At 41.8% G+C, this 22932-nt stretch carries 20 protein-coding genes, 1 tRNA gene and 1 pseudogene; 5 read left to right on the top strand and 17 right to left on the bottom strand.

Going from position 1 to position 22932, the window contains the following annotated elements; translation table 11 throughout:
* Positions 1-15: 15 nt before the first annotated feature.
* Both RRG12_RS36010 and RRG12_RS36005 read right to left on the bottom strand, forming a co-directional pair.
* Positions 16-1620: a glycosyltransferase family 39 protein gene (locus RRG12_RS36010; RefSeq protein ID WP_420762525.1), complete on the bottom strand. Its 1605-nt coding sequence runs from the start codon at positions 1618-1620 to the stop codon at positions 16-18.
* Between the two features lie 376 nt (positions 1621-1996).
* On the bottom strand, positions 1997-3649 hold the full coding sequence (locus tag RRG12_RS36005) for a glycosyltransferase family 39 protein (RefSeq protein ID WP_420762524.1): 1653 nt from the start codon (positions 3647-3649) through the stop codon (positions 1997-1999).
* A 503-nt stretch (positions 3650-4152) separates the two neighbouring features.
* On the opposite strand from RRG12_RS36005, the gene RRG12_RS36000 reads away from it, so the two are divergent.
* Positions 4153-6771 carry a bifunctional diguanylate cyclase/phosphodiesterase gene (locus tag RRG12_RS36000; protein WP_420762523.1) on the top strand — a complete coding sequence of 873 codons (2619 nt, stop codon included), beginning with the start codon at positions 4153-4155 and terminating at the stop codon, positions 6769-6771.
* Here RRG12_RS36000 and RRG12_RS35995 read toward each other — a convergent pair.
* From RRG12_RS35995 to RRG12_RS35940, 12 genes and pseudogenes are all read right to left on the bottom strand, one after another.
* Entirely contained in the window at positions 6745-7575 is an 831-nt protein-coding gene (locus tag RRG12_RS35995) for a GNAT family N-acetyltransferase (RefSeq protein ID WP_420762522.1), read from the bottom strand. The genes RRG12_RS36000 and RRG12_RS35995 overlap by 27 nt on opposite strands.
* A 586-nt stretch (positions 7576-8161) precedes the next feature.
* Positions 8162-9082 (bottom strand): NAD(+) kinase, encoded by a 921-nt coding sequence (locus tag RRG12_RS35990; protein WP_069070632.1) that lies wholly within the window; start codon positions 9080-9082, stop codon positions 8162-8164.
* Between the two features lie 6 nt (positions 9083-9088).
* On the bottom strand, positions 9089-9394 hold the full coding sequence (gene nuoK / locus RRG12_RS35985) for an NADH-quinone oxidoreductase subunit NuoK (RefSeq protein WP_006199065.1): 306 nt from the start codon (positions 9392-9394) through the stop codon (positions 9089-9091).
* A gap of 60 nt (positions 9395-9454) precedes the next feature.
* Positions 9455-10069: an NADH-quinone oxidoreductase subunit J gene (locus RRG12_RS35980; RefSeq protein ID WP_069070631.1), complete on the bottom strand. Its 615-nt coding sequence runs from the start codon at positions 10067-10069 to the stop codon at positions 9455-9457.
* A gap of 118 nt (positions 10070-10187) precedes the next feature.
* Positions 10188-10772 (bottom strand): NAD(P)H-quinone oxidoreductase subunit I, encoded by a 585-nt coding sequence (gene ndhI, locus RRG12_RS35975; protein ID WP_069070630.1) that lies wholly within the window; start codon positions 10770-10772, stop codon positions 10188-10190.
* Positions 10773-10866: 94 nt separating this feature from the next.
* Positions 10867-11985, bottom strand: coding sequence for an NADH-quinone oxidoreductase subunit NuoH (nuoH, locus tag RRG12_RS35970; protein WP_069070629.1), 1119 nt, complete (start codon positions 11983-11985; stop codon positions 10867-10869).
* A gap of 303 nt (positions 11986-12288) precedes the next feature.
* Complete coding sequence (locus tag RRG12_RS35965) at positions 12289-13425, bottom strand: citrate synthase (protein ID WP_420762521.1); 1137 nt, start codon at positions 13423-13425, stop codon at positions 12289-12291.
* A 108-nt stretch (positions 13426-13533) separates the two neighbouring features.
* Positions 13534-14028 (bottom strand): phosphohistidine phosphatase SixA, encoded by a 495-nt coding sequence (gene sixA / locus RRG12_RS35960; RefSeq protein ID WP_069070627.1) that lies wholly within the window; start codon positions 14026-14028, stop codon positions 13534-13536.
* Positions 14029-14340: 312 nt separating this feature from the next.
* Entirely contained in the window at positions 14341-14730 is a 390-nt protein-coding gene (locus tag RRG12_RS35955) for a type II toxin-antitoxin system VapC family toxin (RefSeq protein WP_420762520.1), read from the bottom strand.
* On the bottom strand, positions 14723-14968 hold the full coding sequence (locus tag RRG12_RS35950; RefSeq protein ID WP_420762519.1) for a hypothetical protein: 246 nt from the start codon (positions 14966-14968) through the stop codon (positions 14723-14725). The genes RRG12_RS35955 and RRG12_RS35950 overlap by 8 nt, the downstream gene beginning before the upstream one ends.
* A gap of 121 nt (positions 14969-15089) precedes the next feature.
* Positions 15090-15334: pseudogene (locus RRG12_RS35945) on the bottom strand (DUF29 domain-containing protein).
* Complete coding sequence (locus RRG12_RS35940) at positions 15324-15560, bottom strand: DUF29 family protein (RefSeq protein ID WP_420762518.1); 237 nt, start codon at positions 15558-15560, stop codon at positions 15324-15326. Before RRG12_RS35940 ends, RRG12_RS35945 begins: the two are co-directional and overlap by 11 nt.
* Positions 15561-15596: 36 nt before the next feature.
* On the opposite strand from RRG12_RS35940, the gene RRG12_RS35935 reads away from it, so the two are divergent.
* Complete coding sequence (locus tag RRG12_RS35935) at positions 15597-15782, top strand: hypothetical protein (protein ID WP_420762517.1); 186 nt, start codon at positions 15597-15599, stop codon at positions 15780-15782.
* A gap of 57 nt (positions 15783-15839) precedes the next feature.
* On the opposite strand, the gene RRG12_RS35930 is transcribed toward RRG12_RS35935, so the two are convergent.
* Positions 15840-17123 (bottom strand): DHH family phosphoesterase, encoded by a 1284-nt coding sequence (locus RRG12_RS35930; RefSeq protein WP_420762516.1) that lies wholly within the window; start codon positions 17121-17123, stop codon positions 15840-15842.
* 342 nt (positions 17124-17465) lie between these two features.
* Here RRG12_RS35930 and RRG12_RS35925 point away from each other — a divergent pair, with 342 nt between their 5' ends.
* The gene (locus tag RRG12_RS35925; protein ID WP_420762515.1) at positions 17466-17711 is read left to right on the top strand and encodes a hypothetical protein; all 246 of its coding nucleotides are present in this window, start codon (positions 17466-17468) and stop codon (positions 17709-17711) included.
* Between the two features lie 82 nt (positions 17712-17793).
* On the opposite strand, the gene RRG12_RS35920 is transcribed toward RRG12_RS35925, so the two are convergent.
* On the bottom strand, positions 17794-18291 hold the full coding sequence (locus RRG12_RS35920; protein WP_012411878.1) for an HNH endonuclease: 498 nt from the start codon (positions 18289-18291) through the stop codon (positions 17794-17796).
* A 407-nt stretch (positions 18292-18698) separates the two neighbouring features.
* On the opposite strand from RRG12_RS35920, the gene alr reads away from it, so the two are divergent.
* Together alr and RRG12_RS35910 are read left to right on the top strand one after the other, a co-directional pair.
* A complete protein-coding gene (gene alr / locus RRG12_RS35915) occupies positions 18699-19886 on the top strand; it encodes an alanine racemase (RefSeq protein WP_420762514.1) in 1188 nt (395 codons plus the stop codon).
* 97 nt (positions 19887-19983) lie between these two features.
* Positions 19984-20065, top strand: a tRNA-Leu gene (locus RRG12_RS35910).
* Positions 20066-20674: 609 nt separating this feature from the next.
* Here RRG12_RS35910 and RRG12_RS35905 read toward each other — a convergent pair.
* On the bottom strand, positions 20675-22558 hold the full coding sequence (locus RRG12_RS35905) for an SUMF1/EgtB/PvdO family nonheme iron enzyme (RefSeq protein WP_420762513.1): 1884 nt from the start codon (positions 22556-22558) through the stop codon (positions 20675-20677).
* Positions 22559-22932: the final 374 nt, after the last annotated feature.

Below are 22932 nucleotides of genomic sequence, written 5' to 3'. Positions count from 1 at the left end.
TTATATGATATGCTTCTAATTCTGATGCAATGAGTGAAGATTTTCTACTTTCCAAAGCAAGTAATGATTGTCACCATACACAACATTTGTTTTATACTTGTAATTTGCTTCTATTTGCTTGCGCCATATATCTGAGGGATTTAGTAAAAAAATATCAGTGAACTCATCAGGAATATTAGAGATAGTTTGGTCTTTTACTAATTGAAACTGCACTTTTGACTGCAAAAGATAGCTGAGAGAAAAGATATTCCCATAATTAATACCAGAATCATCACTAATTAAAAGTGGACGATCAACCTGATTGATAATTTTCGCAACTTGTGGATTACCATAACTAATAACCTTACTCCACCAAGTTTCTGCCTGGGAATTCACTCCATAAGAAACTAGCCCACAAATAATCACTAGTCCCATCATTGTTTGCCAGATTCTCCGGCGTACAAGACTCTCACTGTGTAGCTGTGTAGCAAGTAGGTAAGCAACAGCTAGTTGAATTCCCAAGTAAGAAGGCAATAAATAACGTTCGGAAAGTGAGCGTATACCCCCAAAAATTACATCTGGTAGCACTAAAGGTAATGCCGGAATCATAATTAAAGTTACGACAAATAACCAGACTTTATAGTTAGTTGTTCGACACAGAAAATAAATAGAATGTCCAATAAAAATTAAAAAAGCTGGCGTAATTACATAGCTAAACGAATTTTCAAACCCAAAGTTTAAATCAAGAAAAATCCGGCTCAACTGTAAAAACCAAGATTTAATTAAAATCTCTAAGGGAACTTGCATTTTTGTCCAGGTTGTTGAACTGTCAAATTGCAAAAAGTTATCTATCACAATTAGAATCCAAGGTATGAAGGCAAAAAATCCTGTTAAAGATGCTAATAGATAAGCTTTCACTGTCCGATTCAACCTAAATCTGGCAGTGGCAATTACATAAATTCCATGAGCAATTGCTACAAATCCAGTCAACAAAAATGTATAAAGACTGAGCGCCAAAGTGACTGCATAGATTCCCCAAGTTAATATGCGTTGTGCTTTGTTTTTTGATTCTAGGCGTAATGCTCGTAGCAACGAGGCACTGCATAGTAATATAGTCACTATCCAGAGAATATATTCTCGTGCTTCTTGGGCGTATACTAGGTGAATAGGAGAGATTGCCATAAGTGCGATCGCAACCTCCGATACCCATGCCGATGCTTTAAATAATTCTCGACATAGCCAGTAAATACTCGGAAAAATCAACAAGCTAATCAAAGCAGATAAACTTCTGATTACCGTCACCGAATTACCAAATATTTGCACCCAAAACCGAGCGATTACATAATACAGTGGTGGATGCTGTGGATCTTCTGTTTCCAAAGACTTAATTGTGTCACTTAAGCCTTTCTCGATATTTGGACTTTGGAATTTGGCAAAACTTTGCTTATTAATTATCTGGCCATTAAATATTTGCTGCCTTGCTTCATTTGCCGTATAACCAGAAATCCGCAATGAAGTGAAAGTCTCATCATGCCAATAAACTTTGCTGTCAATGTTAAAAAAGCGAAAAAATATACCAATCATTAATATAACGACAATCAGAAAACGCAACTTATTTTGAGTAAGTTTAAGATGCCGCATAATTAAATATCACAATAATTTATACATATATAGGACTTACGCATTGACAGAAAATACCAAATATGGGTTCTTTGAAAAAGCACGTCTGTCGTAGGGGTTTAGCATTGCTAAACCCCTACAGATGACCATCGAAGAACGATTAATAAAAGGCTGAAACGACCCATTTTCGTATATGCATACCATGATTAAGTTGTACAGTGCGTAAGTCCTAATATAGTAATAGTATTCTATTTTTGAAATACACGTAGGGTATGTTAGTGGATAAAGTACAGCACTATCACAAAACCATTGAGACACAAAACCATTGAAATTTTATTATAAATAAAATATGATTCCTATACTACTGAATTCTGAATCCTGAATTCTGAATTCTTATTCATAAACTCGCAGTTAATTTATTATTAGGTGAGTTACGTCGGCGCAAATTACGATTTTTAACCAATTTCCAGACCGCATAATACTTATCTCCATAAATAATATCTGTTTTTAATTTATACTTTTTTTCTATTGTTTCGCGCCGACTCTCTGAAGGATTGAATAAAAATATATCCGTGAAACCATCAGGAATTTTGAGAGTTTTTTGGTTGTTCACCAATAGAAATCGCACTTTTGGTTCCAAAAGATAGCTCAGAGAAAAGACATTCCCATAATTATTACCCAAAGCATCACTAATCAAAAGTGGACGATTACTCTGATTGATAATTTGGGCAACTTGTGTATTGCCATAATTCATCCTCTTATTCCACCAAGTTTCTGCTTGAGAACTCGCCTTATAAGAAATCAGACCACAAATAATCACTAATGCCATGATTATGTGCCAAATGCTCCGGCGTGCCACGCTCCCATTATATAGTTGCGTAGCTAGTAGATAAGCAACAGCTACTTGGATTCCTACATAAGATGGTATTAAATACGGTTCAGGAGATGATCGTATACCTCCAGTAATTAAATCTGGCAGTATTAGAGGTAGCGTTGGTACTATAATCAATGTGATGATAAAAGACCAGACTTTATAGTTAGTTGTTCGACAAAGAAAATAAAGTGAATATCCTACTAAAGTTAAAAAAATTAGTGTAATTAAATAGCTTAGAGAATTTTCTGAACTCAGATTTATATCAAAAAAAATTCGGCTTAACTGCATCATTAAAAATGGAAATACAGATATGACAGATGACTGCGTGGTTGTTTTATCTCCTGAAATCAAAAACTGAAAAAAGTCACCGATTACAACTGTTATCCAAGGCATGAAGGCTAAAAAAGCTACTAGTGATGCTAGCAGATAAGTTCTGACAATTCCAGTAAACTGAAACTTGGCAGTGATGAACACATAAATTCCGTGAGCCACTGCTATAAATGCACTCCAAAGAAATGTATAAAGACTGATGGCTAAAGTTACTGCATAAATGCTCCAAATAGCAAATAAATCTGGTCGTTGTCGTTTTTTTGCTACCTCATCTTCTAGCCGTATAGCTCGCAGCAGAGACGCACTAGATAGTAAGATTGTGACTAACCAAAGAATATATTCTTGTGCTTCTTGAGCGTATACTAGATGAATTGGAGAAATTGCCATGAGTGCGATCGCTACACCAGGAACCGATAACGGCACATTAAATAATTCTCGGCATAACCAATAAACACAAGGGAAAACTAGTAAACTGATACAGGCAGATAAACTTCTAATCGCCGTCACCGAATTACCAAATATCTCCATCCACAATCTGGCTATGATGTAATAAAGCGGTGGATGGTAAGAATCTTCTTTTGCCAAAGTCATGATTGTGTCATTTAAGCTTTTTTCTGGATTTACACCTTGAAACGGGGCAAAACTTTCTCCGCCAATGACGCGATTATTAAAAAGTCGCTGTTTTGCTTCATCAATTGTGTAACCAGAAATCCGCAATGAGGTATAAGTTTCATCATGAGAGTAAACTTTACCATCAAGGTTAAAAAAGCGAAACAATATACTCATCGTCAATAAAAAAATAATTAAAAATCGCAACCAACTCGGAGCAAATTTGAGATGGCGCATAAGTGGTTTTCCTAAAATTTTTCTCAAATCATCTAATTAAGTGGACTGGATGAGGTGTCTCAGCTACACCCGTAGTAGACATCGCCAAGACTTCAAGCGGAGTCTATTTGTTAAACATCGCCAACCGTACTTTAATTTAATTGGGAAGATTGGCAATTAACACCTCTTCTTTATTAACTACAAAAACAAATGAGCAAGGTTGTATCAAATCCCGCAAAACTGGACTTAATTTTAAAACCAAGATATCGATGGAGTGTAAAATACACCAAGTGTAGCCGCATCTGTGGTAAGGCTAATCCACAGCTATAGTGCATTTAGCGATCGCCACTTAGTATTGTTAACTGATCAGAATTCGAGGTAGCAGTTTAAAGTAGCTGTATCAGCAGATTGAGAATACTCCCTTGGCAAGAAGATAAACTCTTGCTTTTAAGCTATTAGAGGTTAAGATCGCACAGATGTCACAGCAGAATTTCTTGCGTTCGATTCCAAAAGGGTTATTGAGGATGCCACTCCGTGTAGCTCTTGTGGTGCCTTTCGTCCTGCAAATCTCTGCTGCTGTAGGCTTAACAGCATTCTTATCATTAAAAAATGGTCAGAAAGCTGTTAATGATGTTGCTACTCAGTTGCAAAATGAACTTACGACTCGGATTCATCAACATGTCACCGATTATATAGAGATACCCCAACTCGTCACTCAGATTAACGCCAATTCTGTCCATATTGGTGAGTTAAGTTTAAAAGATACAAAAAGTTTAGAACGCCATTTATGGCATCAAATGCAGTTATTCAAGCCCTTAAGCCCGATCGCTTTTGCAACTACACAAGGAGAAATTCATTCGGTTGATCGCTTTAGGGATGGTTCGCTAGTCATCCGAAAAAGAGATCAATCTACAGGTAATAATTACCACGTTTACACCACTGACAATCAAGGTAATATTGTCAAGTTACTTCAAATTAACCAAACCTTTGATCCTCGTACTCGCCCCTGGTATACAAATGCCATCAAAGCAGGTAAAACTACTTGCACAGAAATTTATTCATATTTCTCTTCATCAGGTCTAGCATTTAGTGCAACCCAACCTCTTTATGACCAGAAAGGTGCTTTGCTTGGGGTGACAAATGCAACCTTATCTCTTTCGCAACTGAGTGAGTTTTTGCACAGTTTAAAGATTGGTCGCTCAGGAAAGACGTTTATTGTCGAGCATTCTGGAGAGTTGGTAGCAACTTCAACCGCAGAGCAACCATTTATCCTAAGTTATGAGGGAGGAAAAAAGACATCTAAACGGCTCAGAGCGATCGCCAGTAGCGATCGGATCACTCATCTGACAACACAGTATTTGCAATCACAATTTGGTAACTTTAGAAACATTTATTCTAGCCAACAGCTAGAATTTGAAATTGATCATAAGCGGCAATTCGTACAGTTAATGCCCTTTGCAGCCGACTGTGGACTAAATTGGGTGATTATCGTGGTGGTTCCAGAAGCCGACTTTATGGAGCATATTCAAGCCAACACCCGAACCACTATTTTGCTGTGTTTCGGAGCTTTGATAATAGCTACAGTCATAGGAGTGATTACTTCTCATTGGATTACTGAACCAATTCTCTGTTTGAGCGTTGCCTCTAAGGAAATCGCCAATGGGAAGTTAGACCAAACCGTTACAGTAGAGGGTATCAACGAACTAAGAGTTCTTGCTCAGGCTCATAATCAAATGGCTACTCAATTACAAGAGTCATTTGCTGGAATATTAGAGGCTAACAGGCAGTTAGAAGCTGAAATTAACGAGCGTAAGCAGGCAGAAGAACAGTTACGACATAATGCGTTTCACGATGCACTGACAGGTCTACCCAACCGAGCTTTCTTTATAGAGCGCTTAAAAAACACACTCCAGCGAGCCAAGCAGCAGGAAAATTATTTATTTGCTGTGCTATTTCTCGACCTAGATCGGTTTAAGGTGATCAATGACAGTTTAGGACACCTAAAAGGAGACCAATTTCTAATTGCTATTGCCAATAGATTAGAAGTATGTGTACGCTCTACGGATACAGCCGCACGGCTTGGGGGAGACGAATTTACAATCCTGCTTGACGAAATCCAGAGTCTCTCAGATGCCATCAAAGTAGCTGAACGAATTCAACAAGAACTGACATTACCCCTTGAGCTTGATGGGCAAGAAGTATTTACAACAGCAAGTATTGGCATCGCTCTGAGTTCGACAGTAGACTATGACCAACCAGAAAACTTGCTAAGAGACGCTGATACGGCTATGTACCGAGCCAAAGTGCTGGGCAAAGCCCGCTATGAAGTATTCAACCCAGAGATGTATACTAACGCTCTGGTCAGATTGCAGTTAGAGAACGATCTACGGCGAGCGATCGAACGCCACGAGTTTCAGCTTTATTATCAACCGATTGTTTCCCTCACTAATGGCAGAATTTTAGGCTTTGAGGCTCTGCTGCGCTGGCAACATCCTGAGCGTGGTTTGATTTGTCCAACAGATTTTATCCCCCTAGCAGAAGAAACCGGACTGATTGTCAAGATTGGCTATTGGGCACTACATGAAGCGTGCCGCCAAATGCAAAATTGGCGGTTGAGCCATCGGATAAACTCATTAGAAAAAATCAGCGTCAATCTCTCAGTCAAGCAATTTTCTCAACCGGATTTGATTGAACAGATTGGGGAAATTTTACACTCGACTGGTCTTGATGCTGGCAGTCTCATGTTAGAAATTACTGAAAGTGCAATTCTAGAAAATGGCGATGAGGCAAATGCCGCCCTCTCAGAACTTCGGAAGATGGGCATTGAGTTATCAATCGATGATTTCGGTACAGGCTACTCTTCATTAGGTCGTCTCCATAACTTTCCGATTAGTGTGTTAAAGATTGACCGTTCTTTTGTCAGCCCAATAGATGGTAATGGCAAGAATTTAGAAATTATTGAGACAATTATTACACTGGCACACAAATTAGGTATGGATGTAACTGCCGAAGGAGTGGAGACAAAAGAGCAGCTAGCATTTCTGAGAAACTTGAACTGTGAATGTGGACAAGGATATTTTTTCTCGCGTCCATTGGATAACACGGCAGCAGTAGAATTAATCTTGAAAAATCCTCAGTGGTAAGGGTTTTTTGAGAGGATTTGGATAGCGCCATCTGACAAAGTCTGCAATATTAGATATAGTTAAAAAATCAATAGTCTTAAACTGCCGATCAATAGCTGGAAGGCTGCATATTTTCGCTCCAATGTTCAAGTATGCCTGCAAAATTTTAGGAATCTCAACAGTATATGAATCTAAACAATTTTGAGGCAGTTCTAGACAAAATTGTGAATTTGGATAAACTAAAATACTTGGATGCATCAAGCCATTCTGCCGAAAATAATCATAAGCGCAAGTAGCTTGCCAGGGACTTTGTGTTAGTAATGATGCACAGCCAAAGAAATATTGGTTTTTACTCCAGATGAGATAATTTGCTAGCCCTTCCCAGAGTAGTAAAAGTGCCTGACTATTGCGATATTCTTTAGCTATACATGTCCGCCCAACCTCAACTGATGCCTGAAGCACAGAAGTGGGAATCGCATTAAGATTAAATATATCGGCAGCATCAAAGCCTAGTCTTTGAGAAGCCATTATATAAGTTTGCATCCGATAAGTTCCAATGGTTTTACCCGTTTGTTTGGAAATCAAGATTAAATGATGGCAAACTGCATCAAACTTATCTATATCCATCTGGGTAAAGTTAGAAGTAGAGAATCCTAAACCCAGTTCAAGATTAAAAACTTCAAAGCGCAACCGAAAAATTGATTCTAATTCTTCTTTGGTTGATGCCAGCCGTAGGATATATTTTTCAGTTTGAAGGACGGGAAAATCTTCAAGAGGGGGAAGAGGATTCAGTGAGTAATTGATGTTGCGTCCAGAAACTTCCATCTATCTTCCTACTTAGATTTGCGAAAATATTCTACTAGGATTTAAGCACTATACAAATAGCTCACATTATGCATTAATGTGTCGAAGCGTGATTGAGGCGGTTTTCGATAAAAGATCCTCTACAGAGATTTTTTACTCTCTTGGATTAGAGGTAGAGTGCTTTTATTATGGACATTAATTCCCAAAAAATCTGGCAATAAGATACAAAATTTTTCTTTGATATACGCTATAAATGCAAGTCGCGTCCCTTTGCTCCGAATTAAAAATTAATAATTAATAATTCCCATAAGTTTATTTCGGGGCTTATAAGTAGATGGGTGTGAATAAATATAGCCGTAGCCACATAGGTTAGGACATTTTGAAAACCCCAAGGCTAGGAATAGTAATACTTTTACCTCCTGCCTTCTGCCTCCTGCTATATAATATGCCTACCTAGTTATACTTTTCTTTGCCGATCAGTTAAAAAATCAAATTCAGGGCAGAAAGCCCCTAGATAAATCTAGGGGCTTGGATGGTATTGGTTGCGATACCTGCGGTATTTTCGTTGCGATCGCAATCTGCGGTAGATGCACTCTAAAATACTTAATTAATTACGGTGATTATTGTTGTAGTGAACCCTTGTACCAGCCCAAAGCAACTTCTCCCGTAGCGTTTGATAGTAGGAATTGTTCTCGCGCAAAATAATAAATTTAGCCCGACAATCTGCCATCCGCACATCAACGCGGTGTCCTGGCCAAATCGAAGTCCCCAACACTCCATCTGTCCACAGCTTGGTACTCAAATCGTAATCCCCCAAAGGCCAAATACTCACCACAGAACCAGGGGGTAAAACGAGGGGGCGACTAGAAAGGCTCATTGCACAAATGGGAGTAACAGTAATCGCCTCCATACCATCATGCATAATTGGCCCATTAGCAGAAACGGTATAACCAGTAGAACCTGTAGGAGTAGAAATAATCAACCCATCCCCGACGTATTGATCGACTACCTCACCGTCAATTTCCATTTCCAGAATTGAGGTGATCATTCGGTCAGCGGAAGCGGGTTTGACACAGAATTCATTCAAAGCCAGGTAATGTTCACTCACTGGTTCCAAATTAGATCCATGACCCTCATACACCGCAGCTTGCAACATCATCCGTCGTTGGATAGCATAGCGATCCTCAAACAGTCGATCCCAAACTTTCTCCGTATCCTGAAACTCTTCCACTGACTCAGTTAAAAACCCCAGATGACCTCCCACATTCACTCCCAGAATAGGGATGCCCGCTGGGGCTAAATGTCTGGCACCAGTTAAAACAGTACCATCACCACCGAGTACCAAAGCTAGATCGATTGGTTGACCCGCTGAAGCCAAAAAGACAGGATAAGGGTTGTCTTTCGGCCCGCTAGGCCCCATCAACACGTGGCACTCGCGACTTTCTAGTTGTTTAGCACAGATTTCTGCCCATTGTTTACTCCGGGCATCCCGCGCTTTATAAGCAATGATTACCTGCTTTAGTTGCACGCACAGTTACCACTTCAGGAGATTAAACTGCTCCATATCGACGGTATCGCGGTTGCGATAAATGGCAAGCACGATCGCTAAACCCACCGCCGCCTCGGCTGCGGCCACGGTAATCACAAATACTGTGAAAACCTGACCCTTAATTAATGTTGAGTCGAGGAAGTTGGAAAATGCCATTAAATTCAGATTAACAGCATTGAGCAGTAATTCAATTGACATCAGCACCCGCACAGCGTTGCGGCTGGTAATTAAACCGTAGATACCGATGCAGAATAAAGCTGCTGCTAGTAATAAAAAGTACTGGAGTTGCATGAATCTGAGTATACCTCCTGAAAAAAACTGGCTTTTTATCTGCGAATAAAGTCGCAAATATTACTCTTTTGTTTCACTGGTTGTTGATACCAGTTCTCTGGGGCGTTCTTGTAAAGTCAAAACAGTTTGCCCCACATCGGATCGTGTCAGTTGGTCTGGCAAATACTCGCGACGTGCCAAAATAATTGCTCCTACCATCGCTATCAGCAGCAAAATGGAAGCCAGTTCAAAAGGTAGTAAAAAGTCAGTGAAGAAATGTTCTCCAATCAAGATTATAGAACTTTCACCACCCACCACAGGAGCAGTTGAGTAAGCCCAAGGAGTAGCCAGCACCATAGTACTTAAAAGACCGAATAATCCTACACTGACTAAACCTGTGAGTACTTTCCGCACCCAAGAGTTAGGGAATGCTACAAAGTTCTGCCGTTTGTTCACTAACATAATGGCAAACAAAATCAGCACGTTAACCGCACCAACGTAAATTAGTATTTGTGCGGCGGCAACAAAATCACCATTCAGTAACAGGTAGATTCCTGCCATACTGATGAACACACCCCCCAGCATAAAGGCAGAATAGACGATGTTGGAGAACAGCACCACACCAATGGCCGCCCCAATCATCATCACGCCCAGTATGCCAAGCGATACAAACTGTACTCCTTCTGCTAGATTCACTGTTTTTTGTCCTTAGTCAATTGTCATTGGTCATTGGTCATTGGTCATTGGTCATTGGTCATTAGTCATTGGTCATTGGACAAAGGACAAATGACAATGGACAAATGACAAATGACATTTATTTTTCTGTTTGTTCTACCAAGTCTTCTGGACGCGCACCTGCACGTGGCGCATCGGCGGGAAGTCCATGTGGTTCAAGGACACCCTTGGGTAGGTAAACTAGTTCGCGCAGTGGTGTAACCATTGGGTCATCTGTTACCTTATAGGGCAGACGACCTAGCGCTACGTTGTCATAGTTCAATTCATGGCGATCGTAAGTGGCAAGCTCATACTCTTCTGTCATGGATAGACAGTTAGTGGGGCAAAATTCCACACAATTACCGCAAAAGATACAAACTCCAAAGTCAATGCTGTAGTGGTTGAGTTTTTTCTTTTTGCTGGCTTTGTCGAATGCCCAATCTACTACAGGCAGGTTAATCGGACAAACGCGAACGCAAACTTCACAGGCGATGCACTTATCAAATTCAAAGTGAATCCTACCGCGAAACCGTTCGCCAGGAATCAGTTTTTCGTAAGGGTACTGTACGGTAATCGGACGCCGCCGCATGTGATCGAAGGTAACAGAAAGCCCCTGACCAATGTAACGCGCAGCTTGTACTGTTTCTTTGGCGTAATCGCCAACTTGTTTCAGGAACTTTAGCATTTTGTGTCTCTCTCTTTTCAATTTTGGATTTTGGATTTTGGATTTTAGATTTCAGACTTAATCTAAAATCTAAAATCTAAAATCTAAAATTGGCTTACCCGCCGAAGGCGAAGGGAAAGGCTAGTTTCAGGGCAGCGGTTAATAGAAGATTAACCAAACCGACTGGTAACAAAAACTTCCATCCTAAATCTAACAGTTGGTCAATCCGTACCCGTGGCACTGTCCAGCGCAACAGGATGGCGACAAACACTAGTAAATAGGCTTTGAAGACGGTCATTGTGATCCCCAAAGAAGCAGTTACTATCTGAAACACGGGATTTAGTTCACTTACTCCCAGCCAACCAGCGATGAGGTTGAGGGGAATAGGAAAGTCCCAACCGCCCAGGTAGAGAATTGCTACTAGTAAGGAAGAAAGGATCAAGTTAACGTAGGAACCCAAGTAGAACAGACCGAATTTCATCCCTGAGTATTCAGTCTGATAACCTGCAACGATTTCTTCTTCTGCTTCGGGTAAGTCAAAGGGTAATCGTTCGCATTCAGCTAGGGCGGCTATCCAAAAAATCAGAAAACCGATTGGTTGTCGCCAAATGTTCCAGCCCAGAATGCCGTAGCCAGATTGCTGATTGACAATATCAACGGTGCTGAGGCTGTTAGACATCATAGCGATCGCTAACACCGCCAACGCCAAAGGAATTTCATAACTAATAGATTGCGCTGCTGCTCGCAAGCCCCCTAAGAGGGAGTATTTGTTATTAGATGCGTAGCCAGCCATTAGCAAACCAATGGGTTGAATACTTGACAAGGCAATCCACAAGAATACGCCCATGCCCACATTGCTAATTACGATATTCTGCCCAAAGGGAACGATCAGGAACGACAGAAACACCGGAATTACAACAATAATTGGGCCGAGGGTAAACAGCCAGGGGTCAGACTTGGCTGGTACTATATCTTCTTTAAATACCAACTTCAAACCATCTGCTACAGGCACCAGCAACCCAAAAGGGCCCTGGTATTCTGGCCCAATTCGCTGCTGTGCAGATGCGGAAATTTTTCGTTCTAGCCAAGTGGCTACTAATACCCCCACTGTTGCCCCAATCAGCATCAGTATCATTGGCAGTGGCATCCAAATCGCTTTGGCTGTTCCTGCTGGTAAACCTAAATCCCGGAGGGATTCAATAAAAGTTCCTTGGAGGTCAATTCCTGAGTTCATGTTTCCGCTCTTTAAGACATCGAGTCATGGTGAGTTACAACTATTAGTTAAATTAATACCTGTAAATTCACCCATTTTTAATTTTTGCCCAGATGACGCTTGATAGAAGATTTGTCGCTAATTCCCATGCCTAGTATATCCTTGGATGGTTTTAGCCCTCTGAAGCGAGATGAGAACTTCTACTTATGGTTGGCATTGAGATTGGCTATTGAGGGGAAAGGGAGCAGGGGAGCAGGGGAGCAAGAGGAAATTGAAGTAATTCTCTTCCCAACAATGCCCCATGCCCCATGCCCAATGCCCAATTTACCGTTGGTCGATGGGGGTATAAGTAACTTCGTGCAGACCGTTATAAACCTGGGTAGGACGGAAAATCCGGTTTTCTGCTAGTTGTTCTTTCCAGTGGGCTAGCCAACCGGCAACGCGAGCGATCGCAAATATTGGTGTAAACAAGTCTGTGGGAATCCCCATCTTTCGGTACACCAAACCGGAATAAAAGTCAATATTTGGATAAATCCCTTTACTACCGAGTTTTTCTCCTACCACTCGTTCCATTTCTTGAGCAATGTCATAGAACTGGTCATAGCCAAACTTATCAAACAGTTGCTCTGCTAATCCTTGTAAAATTATGGCTCGTGGGTCTTTCACTTTATACACACGATGTCCAAAGCCCATAATCTTAGATTTAGTTTGCAGACAATGCTCTATGTAAGGACGGACATTTTCCACAGAGCCAATTTTTTCCAACATCTGAATTACTTCTTCATTCGCTCCACCATGCAGGGGCCCTCCCAAGGTTCCCACAGCACTAGCAACCACAGCGTAAGGATCGGTCAAGGTGGAAGCTGTCACCCTGGCACTGAAGGTAGAAGCATTCATTGTATGCTCGACTTGAAGGATCAAGCAGATATCAAAAATCCGCGCCATTAAAGGATCGGGTTCTTGCTCATTGAGCATGTATAGAAAGTTGGCAGAATAGTCTAAGTCATCACGGGGACGTACCGGGTCATTGCCTTTTCGCATCAGTTGGAACGCCGCCACCATCGTGGGAATCGTTGCTATTAGGCGTACCACTGAATCTCGAATATAGGCAGGATTATGTAAATCCCGGAGCGAATAAAACAAGCCTAAAGCCGCAGCAGAGGCTTGTAAGGCATCCATTGGATGACCGCTTTCTGGAAAGCATTTCATCATGTCCCGAATGCGGTACTTTATTCGCCTGTGGTAACGAACTTCATGCTCAAATGTTTTCAGTTCTTCCTTGCTTGGCAGTTCGCCCCAGATCAAAAGATAAGCAGTTTCTAGGAATGTACTTTTTTCTGCTAGTTCTTCAATCCGGATGCCACGATATTCTAGTATTCCCTTTTGCCCATCAACATAGCTGATACTTGATTGAGCGGCGGGAATGCCTTCTAAACCAGGCTTGTATTCGCACACCATCATGGCAACACCATTCGCTTTTTGAAATATCTGATCAAGCTAACTTACCAGAAATTTATTGTCGCCATAACAGTAGCCGTTCTAACAACAATAGAAAATGTTGAAAAACTGTTATAGCAGGTACTTGGGTTGTGTCAACCAAAACATCTGACTACGACCCAGAGGAGAACCTGTTTCTGGTAGTTTTATCCCAATCATACCTGCTTTTTTCAAGACTAAGCTTTCTTTGACTTCTCCCCACAGGAGAATTTCTGCCCAATTGCTCAAACCAGGTTCATGTCCAACCAGCGCCAATTGGGTATTTTGAGAATAATTCCTCGGCTCTAACCAGTCTTTGAGCCAACTAGAAACTTGACCATCGTGGGCGAGGTGGCTAGATTCCTCTAATTGGGCGCTTAGTTTTTCTGCTATGAGGATATCAGCCGTTTGACGGGCCCGCACTAAGGGACTAGTGAGAATTAAATCAAAGCTTAAACCCAATTTAACAAGTTTCTGGGCAACTTTCTCGGTTTTTTGCCTTCCTTCTTTGGTAAGGCTGCGCTCCTCATCTTTGATGCCTAATTCCTTGTCTTCGGCGATACCGTGACGAATTAAATATAGTTCCATAATTTGAGTTTTATTAGCGTAGCGGGGCGTAGCCCGTGCTTAGTTAGGATTTACGTCTGGTGTTAATTAACCTATCCTAATCTTAATCATTATTACCTATTCGTTGATCTGCCATCTGTCCGGCGCAACACGGTGTTAGAGGTTGTTTGAAAAGTATTTCGCTGTGACTTTAGGCACTTTAGATCCCCCCTAACCCCCCTTTTTAAGGGGGGAACCGGAATCAAAGTCCCCCTTTTGAAGGGGGATTTAGGGGGATCTAAAATTTTTGATACCGACAAGAGGACTTTTCAAACATCCTCTTAGATGTTCTAGTTACGGATATGGCAATAGGTTTAAACCTTGAATAAATCTGTAATCCCGTTGGTTTTTTGTGATAAACGGGTAATTCCACACTATTGCTGTAGCCGCAATGAGACTATCAGGAATTAGCAACCCATGACTGAGCCGATAAGACCGTAATAAATCAACTGCTGTGTCAGATACAGTCTGGTCAATCTTAATAATATAAAACTGCTTGAGGAAATTTTCTAGTGTTTGTAGTTCTGCTTTGTTACGACAACCAACCATTAATTCCATTTGTGTGATTATGCTAATTGCCAAGCCAGAACTCGCTTTCAGATTTTGCAAACAATTTACTGCTTCGAGAACACCGCTACCTGCATCAATTAGAATATCAGTATCAACGATGGTTGAGTTAGTCATGTGACTTTGACCACTCATTTTCTCGAACACCACGCACCCAAGCAGTGCTATCAGTTAAATCTTGGCGATCGCTCCACATCCCAATAAAGCTATCATTTATCAAGTCAATATCCGGTGATTTAGATGCAGGTTCAACGACTGCATATTTTTGTCGCAAAAAAGCAATAAAGTCGATTACTTGACGCTGCGCTTCCGCAGGAAGGGATAAAAACTCGTTGAACAATTCTTGCTGTGTCATTCTTATGCCTTGAAAAATTAAAGGTGATAACTATAAAATATCTTGACACTAAAGATAAGCTGTATATTTACTCGATTTAGCGTATGGGATAACGGTTGTTATAAGCTAAATAAGCTTACGATTATTGGTCAGCGTTAGGATAAAAGTCTAAGTCTAAAATCTCATCAACAGAAAACGGACAAGCGATCGCAAAGTTATCTTCTGATAAACTTGTTTCCAGCATTGCCTCTCGCCGCGATCGCTGATAAGTGGTATTAATCCACTCAGCATCATTTAAAAAACGCCGCAAGCTAGGACTTTCTTGCAGAAATTAATGGTCACTTGCCAACTGTGACTACGACGTTCGGGTTGATACTTACACTTCAACAAATGCGATAAGACTAACCGCAACGCACTTTGCGACGCTCGCTGTTGACTCTTTCTTACCCAAGTCCACCACTTCCTCGATTAAGTGTTCTAAATCCAGCGTGTCCCACTGATGCGTAGGCGTAGCCCGTCGTAGACATCGCAAAAGCTCTGCTGTCTGCTCTACCCACTCACAAAAATCTTGCTCATACAGAGTTTGCAAGATTTGGAGTTTTATAGATTTCATAGCGCTCCCTCTTCACAAATAAATAGGTAGACGCAAATGAATACCAATTCAATTAATGATTGCAACACATCCTTGGGTAAAGACGCGATGAATCGCGTCTCTACAAATGGTCTATTTGTCGCATTCTTTTTTCAAATTGGTATAACTTTGATTTCGTTCAGCTATTGTCATAAAATCCAAATTCCCGACTTTTATCAAAAATCGGGAAGGGATGCTATCTGACCAAACACTTTGACTACTGCATTAGTTAGGAGTTCTCCGCGTCTCCTTGGGTTCCCTCTACTCCGACTGAATTGGGTTATCTCTAGGGTTAACCAACCTCAGCAGTTTTTGCTTAATTTGAGTGTCGAATACTTCCCATTTCATTTTTGCATAAGCAGAATTTTCGTTGCTGCCAGATAAGAAACCCATTGGAATTTCAAAGCCACCTGCGCTTGTTCTTCCACCGCCGAAAAAGCGCCCTGTGCTATCTTGGCCAAAGGCTTCTTTGATGAATTCATCCGGGTCAAGGGTAAGTTTGCTGGTTCTCAGGGAGCCGATGACTATCTCCAGTTCATCATCTTCATCGTGAACAATGCCATAAACTACAGCGGTGTGGACATTTTCTTCGGTGACGAGGAAATCAGCCGCTTGGGGGATGGCATCGCGGTCATCGTAACGTAGATAACCGACACCAGCAATAGAAAAGTTATTTTGGACGATGCGATTTTTTAGCGATCGCTCGATCACATCCATTACCCGCTTGGAACGGTTGGCCTGTAAAATGGCATTCAGCAGTTGAGCATCATAAAATCGGCTTAAATACGCCGCTGCCATAAAGTCTTCTTCTTGCGCTTGCATGAGCCGATTTGTATCCGATCGCAAGCCATGCATCAAGGCAGTAGCGCATTTGACGTGTTGATTTATGCTGCTATCTAATGCCAGTAATCCTGTTTGGAGATACTGGGTAAAAATTGTTGCCGTTGCTCTTACATAAGGGCGAATATCCTCAAACTCTGATTGGAGATCACCTTGGATACTGTGATGGTCGATGAGTACTACTAGGGGAATTCCAGCTTGCTGTACAGCTGATAGTAGCTGTGAAGTAGTTCCCTGGTTATCAATTAATACAAAACCTTGATAAGATGACAAATCTTTGGTTTTCAGGGTTTGCAGCGTCCAGCGTTGGATAGGTAAATTAGTCAACCTTACCAAAGCAATATTTTCTTGATGGCTCAATGCACCCGCATAAATGATTTCACATTTGATATCATATTGCTGGGCAATTAACTGGTAAGCCCAGGCACAGGAAAGGGCATCAGGATCAGGAAAATCTTGCAGAATTACGAGCTGGCGATCGTGTCTGTGTGCCAGAAGGGTTCTTTGTAGTTCTTCTGACTTTTGTTGTGCCAGAGAATTACCGCGGTGACTGAGATATATAGCTCCATCACCTACCGATGGCGGTAATGACGGACTTTTAAATGCAACATCCACTGGCGCTTTCTCGATTTCAGGTTCCTCTTGGTTTGGCTCTGTGGTCAATGACAAACTCTCAAACTGAGTAACGGGCGAATTCAAGTACATAGGGAACTTTTTTAAAGTGTGAGGCTCCTTTAATTCAGAGATACTACGAGCAGCAGTTCACTGAATTTAGCCACATTATTTTGATCTTCGCAAAAATATCAAGACATTGCACTATACATCTAAGTATATTTTTTGTCAGTAACAGCGCTTAACTTCAACTAAATTCCACTCAAGGGCGTACACCAAGGAAATTTAGTAGATCGGGCTGTATCTGGCAGCATAAATCTGTTTTAGGAGCTTTTTCTCTCTTCCGTAGATTGAATCAGAGGGATTTTTATCTGACTTAGGGTATATTTTTTATCTTATACTTTAGGATTAGTCCTTGATATTTGAAATATTCTTATGCTTAATATTCTCATTATTGTGACTATTGAGCAATTAACAATTATTTTTGATGAACAACGCCTGTTTCCTATCGCCTTTGAAAATTCTCATAATTCTGATAATTTTAGAGCAAAGTCCAGTGGAAGAAGGCAGGGAAGACGAGAAGTAAAGAAGAAACCCCATACATTAAGTAGAGGCTTGAGGATTGACGCACTCGCCTTTGTTGCAAGCCATATAGCCGCGAATTTTTCTAACACTCCATAACTAATAGTTATTGGCTATGTCCCACAAAGAAAGAGGGTATTTCTTCTTTCTTCTTTGCTTTTCTGCTCCTCTGCTTTTTTGCTCAAAGTCCTATAACATACTTTTGCCACTCTGTATGCAGTCCACTTTTAAGATGTTTGCTGACCTCGAAATAGAGGCTGCTATAAGGTTGGCGTGGGGGATGACGCAAAGGCATGTGAGCTTCGTGAGGAGTCCGACTGCCTTTTTTGACATTGCAACGGACACAAGCTGTCACAATGTTTTCCCAGGTATCGCCGCCGCCGCGCGATCGCGGTATTACATGGTCTAGTGTCAATTCATCCCCTGTGTAACCACAGTATTGACAGGCATGACTATCACGGTGCAATATATTTCGGCGAGTCAGAGGAATTTCTTTATAAGGAACACGTACATAATGACGTAACCGGATCACGGTCGGCAACGGAAAATCCGAATAAAGGAATTTACCGTTGTGTTCCACGCGTTCTGCTTTGCCCTTAATTAACAGAACCACAGCGCGACGCCAGCTCGTTATATTGAGAGGTTCGTAAGAGGCGTTTAAGACTAAAACCTTCCCCATTTATCTGCGCTCAGGGTATTAGCTTTACATAAATATTAACACAAATACATCCTGCTAGGGAAATGAGAATAAATTATACTTTCGGGAGAATTGGGCATTGGGCATTGGGCATGGAATGAGGGAGATGAGGGAGATGAGGGGGATGAGGGAGATGAGGGGGATGAGGGAGATGAGGGGGAGACAAGGTGAGAAAACTTACAACAAGTCTTTCCCCTTGTCCCCGATTCTCCTTGTCCTCTTCCCAATGCCCAATGCCCAATGCCCAATGCCCAATGCCCAATGCCCCAATATCTTGTATCAATTCCAATATGAAGGGTAAACTTCCTATTTAATCTGATCTCGCTTTTAGGAGCGTGTATAGATAGATAACTTGAAGTTTAGCCGTGGTGGGATAGGAGTCAGTACAAATGTTAAGTCGCAAAGAAATCCCCGGTGTAGTTCCTAATCAGCAGTGCGACCCCTACGCGTGGTTTTCGCAACGAGCTTGGGTAGAAATTGATTTAGGCGCATTGTCTTACAACGTACAGCAATTAGTGCAGTTTTTATCGCCGAATACCCAGTTGATGGCAGTAGTAAAAGCTGATGCTTATGGACATGGAGCGGTGACAGTCGCCCAAACCGTAATTCAATCGGGAGCTAGTTGGCTGGGAGTCGCTACAGTTCCAGAGGCAATTCAATTGCGAGAAGGTGGGATTCAAGCGCCCATTTTGATTTTAGGGGCAACTCATACACCAGAACAGATTCATGCGATCGCACATTGGAAACTCCAGCCCACACTCTGTAGCCCTAAACAAGCTCTAGTATTTTCCGATACCTTGGAATCGATGAATTATGGTTCTCCAGTCCCCGTACACATCAAATTAGACACGGGCATGTCTAGGTTGGGAACTAATTGGCAGCAAGCTGGCGAATTTGTGCAATTAGTCCAGCGCTTACCACATCTTTCCATTGCCAGTATTTATTCTCATTTGGCAACAGCAGATGATCCTGATCCGACGGCAATGGAAGAACAGCATAAACGATTTGAGGAAGCGATCGCTCAAATCAAAGCAATGGGAATTGAACCGCCTTGCTTGCACTTGGCAAACTCAGCCGCAGCACTCACAAATCCGGCATTGCACTACGACATTGTGCGAGTCGGTTTAGCCGTTTACGGACTCTACCCAGCACCGCATTTACAAAATGCGATCGACCTCAAGCCTGTTTTGCAACTTAAGGCAAGAGTTACCCAAGTTAAAACAATTGCCGCAGGAACAGCTGTCAGCTACGGTCATAAATTTATTGCCCCGCGTGAACTTCGCCTCGCCGTCGTGGGAATTGGCTATGCTGACGGTGTTCCTCGCAGTCTTTCCAACAAAATGCAGGTGTTAATTCGCGGTCAGCGGGTGTCGCAAATCGGGACAATTACAATGGATCAGTTGATGCTGGATGTGAGTGCTATACCCAATATCCAAGAAGGGGAAGTAGTCACCTTGCTAGGGGAACAGGGAAAAGAACAAATTTCAGCGGATGACTGGGCAGAACAATTAAACACTATTTCTTGGGAAATTCTCTGTGGGTTTAAGCATCGTCTGCCTCGTGTTGCAGTTATGTAATTGGGCATGGGGAATTGGGCATTGGGCATAGGAAATTAATTTCTCCCTTGCCCCCTATTGCCATAATTATTTTCTTATGATATGGTAGTAAACTGATGCGGATGTGGCGAAATTGGCAGACGCGCTAGATTTAGGTTCTAGTTCCGAAAGGAGTGAAGGTTCAAGTCCTTTCATCCGCACTTTTAATTCCTGAAAACTGCATGAGTCTATTGGCTCATGCAGTTTTTCAATTAATTCATCCTCAACTGCAAGCAGGAGAGTCAGTAGAGCTATATTTTGCTGGCATAAGAAGATTATTGTCTGTGTTTTTTACAGCAGTTTTCATGTAAATAGCTGTAAGAGGATGTTTTAAAAGTGGTTGGCTGTAATTTTAGGCACTTGTTGATCCCCCAACCCCCCTTAAAAAGCTACAGTGCATACACAAGTAGAATTACCCCCCTTAATCCCCCCTTGTAAAGGGGGGAAACTGGAAAATCTTGTTCCCTCCCCTTTGCAAGGGGAGGGTTAGGGTGGGGTAATTCGAGGACTGGTAGTAATTCGATAACTTGTGTGTACACCGTAGCTAAAAAAGGGGGCAAAGTCTCTAAAAGTCCCGCAATTTATCGGGGGATTTAGGGGATCTAAAACGTTTTGTTACCAACCAGAGGACTTTTAAAACATCCTCTAAGATTAATTCTCTCTCTAATTCAACCTTTGATTTTCAAAAAAAGTAGATCGTTCCGCTCCGCTACACTCAAAAAGGGTAAAGAGAATAAGAGCAAAGGGCAAAAGAGCTAAAGTATAAAGGGCTAAAGAGTCCTCCCAACCGCGCAGACAACACGAAAACCAAAATCGTCGAAGATGTTGTCGCGCACCGCCCAAAAGTCGTAGTGGCGAGACGCACAACGGCAGTTTCCTGGAAGGTCGATCCAGGAACCGCCCCGCAGCATTTGATAATGATTATCATTATCTATCCATGCACTTCCATCTCTAGGCGCTCCTTTATAGCTGTCATGCCGATTATCTTGACACCACTCCCAAACATTCCCATGCATATCGTATAATCCAAAGCCGTTGGGTGGAAAACTGCCTACTTCTGTTGTTTCTCCACGCTTTTTTCCTTTTGGCTCAGAAGCGTAAGTAGAATCTCCATCGTAGTTAGCTAACTCAGTTGTAAGCGTCTCGCCAAAGTGAAAGGGTGTATTTGTGCTTGCACGACAGGCATATTCCCATTCCGCTTCACTCGGTAGACGATATTGCTTATTTGTATATTTGGAGAGGCTAGAGAGGCGATCGCAAAATTCAACTGCATCTTCCCAAGATACTAGCTCTACTGGTCGTTTATCTCCTTTAAATTTAGATGGGTCTGCTTTCAGGTCACGGTTAACTTTGGGTAGTGCTGCTACTCTTTTCCATTGCGCTTGGGTAACTGGATATTTACCCATAAAGAATGATTGAACCGTTACTTCGTGCTGAGGTTTTTCTCTTCTAAACCCATTCCAACCGAGTTTTTGCACAAGCCTTTCTATCTCTTCATCTTCTGTACCCATCAGGAATGTGCCATCGGGAATATACACCATTTCTAAGCTGACGCCATTTCCTAAGTCTTCGGTGAAATATTCGGCTTCGCTTGTATCTCGTTTCACCTCTTGACCACTTGCATTTACCTTCACAATCTCAAACTCAAAAACCTGTAGTCCAGCTTGATGTGCTGTAGTTGCTGGTTCAGAAACTCCTGACCTCCCGCCATTTGGCAAAGGTTCAGGACTTTTTAGGGGTGCAGAAGACTCTCCTTGTCGCTGGAAAATTCTAGAAAATGCTTCAATTGCTTGCATATCAGAACCCCTAGCAGCCACATTCACGCGAATCCATAATTGCTTGGCTAATTCCCAATCTCCTTTAACCTCAGCTTCATAAGCATCGACTTTTATCTGGGTAATATCAGCTAGGGTGGCATAGTCGGGCAACAAAATTAAGTGTAATTTGTTAGCTGGTTCGGCTGTAGCATAAGGATGTTGTGGATTTTTCTGGTGGGTTTGATTGATTGTGGGTACTGTGGATTGTAAATATCTGTCCAATCTTTCTACTGTGGCGCAGTTTCCTGCACCTGCTATCCTCAACCCGTCTAACAACGCCTGGGTAAATGAGCCGTGTTGCAATTGGTCAATTTCATAAGACTTTTGACTGGGACTGCAAGAGTAAAAGGTGACTACTCCCTGATGTTCTTTACCAATACCCTTTCCTTCCCTGCTTCCTTGATCGCGGCAAGCATCTAAAAACAACACTACATTATCTGCTCCACTACGGCGCAATCTTTGGGTAACATAATCAACAGGGATTGCCGTATGTTCTACATCTCCTGGATCGCTATCTATGAGCATAAGATAGTCACGGTCAGCTTCACGACAACCGTGACCAGCAAAGAAAAACCAGAGATTATCCCCTGGTGCTAATAGTGGTTTTTCAAAGTTTGCCCTTAAGAACCGACGCAAATTACCGTAAGTAGCCTGAGTGGGAATGGGTGGAGAAGTCTTAATTGGGGGAGAATCTTCTGTAAACAAAAATACTTTGTCAAACCGCACTTCCTTTTGAAACCAATCGCGCATAGCTTCGGCATCTAGTTTGGCGTAGTTTAGGTGCTGAAGATTGTTGTAGTGGTTAATGCCGATCGCGATCGCCCAATTCTTAGCCATTTCTGCGTTCGTATTGACTAATTTGTTCTTCTTTATTGCAAATTTACGTGTTGCTACTGAATAATAGTAATACACTGTAATGCAGTTTATAGTCTGAAACTAAAAAAATTGCCTGATATAACTAAACCTCAAATTGTCGTCAGAGTTCCCCCTTATTTTCTAGAAAAGCTCAACAATTACGCTCAACATTCAGTTCTCTCACTTAGCATTACTCAACGCGTCACCCCACCCTAACCCTCTTTCAAGGGTAGGTATTTAATAAAGGCGTATTTTTGCAGGTAAAATACTATCTAGCTTTTATCAGCAGAATTACTACGGGTGCAGGAGGGTGAATGCAAGTAGGAAAAAGCGAGGAATTAAGAGAATGGACTAGA

It is taken from the genome of Nostoc sp. CALU 546 (assembly GCF_048836525.1).
The sequence above is the reverse complement of the archived record's forward strand: the minus strand, read 5'-3'. Positions and strand labels throughout refer to the sequence as shown.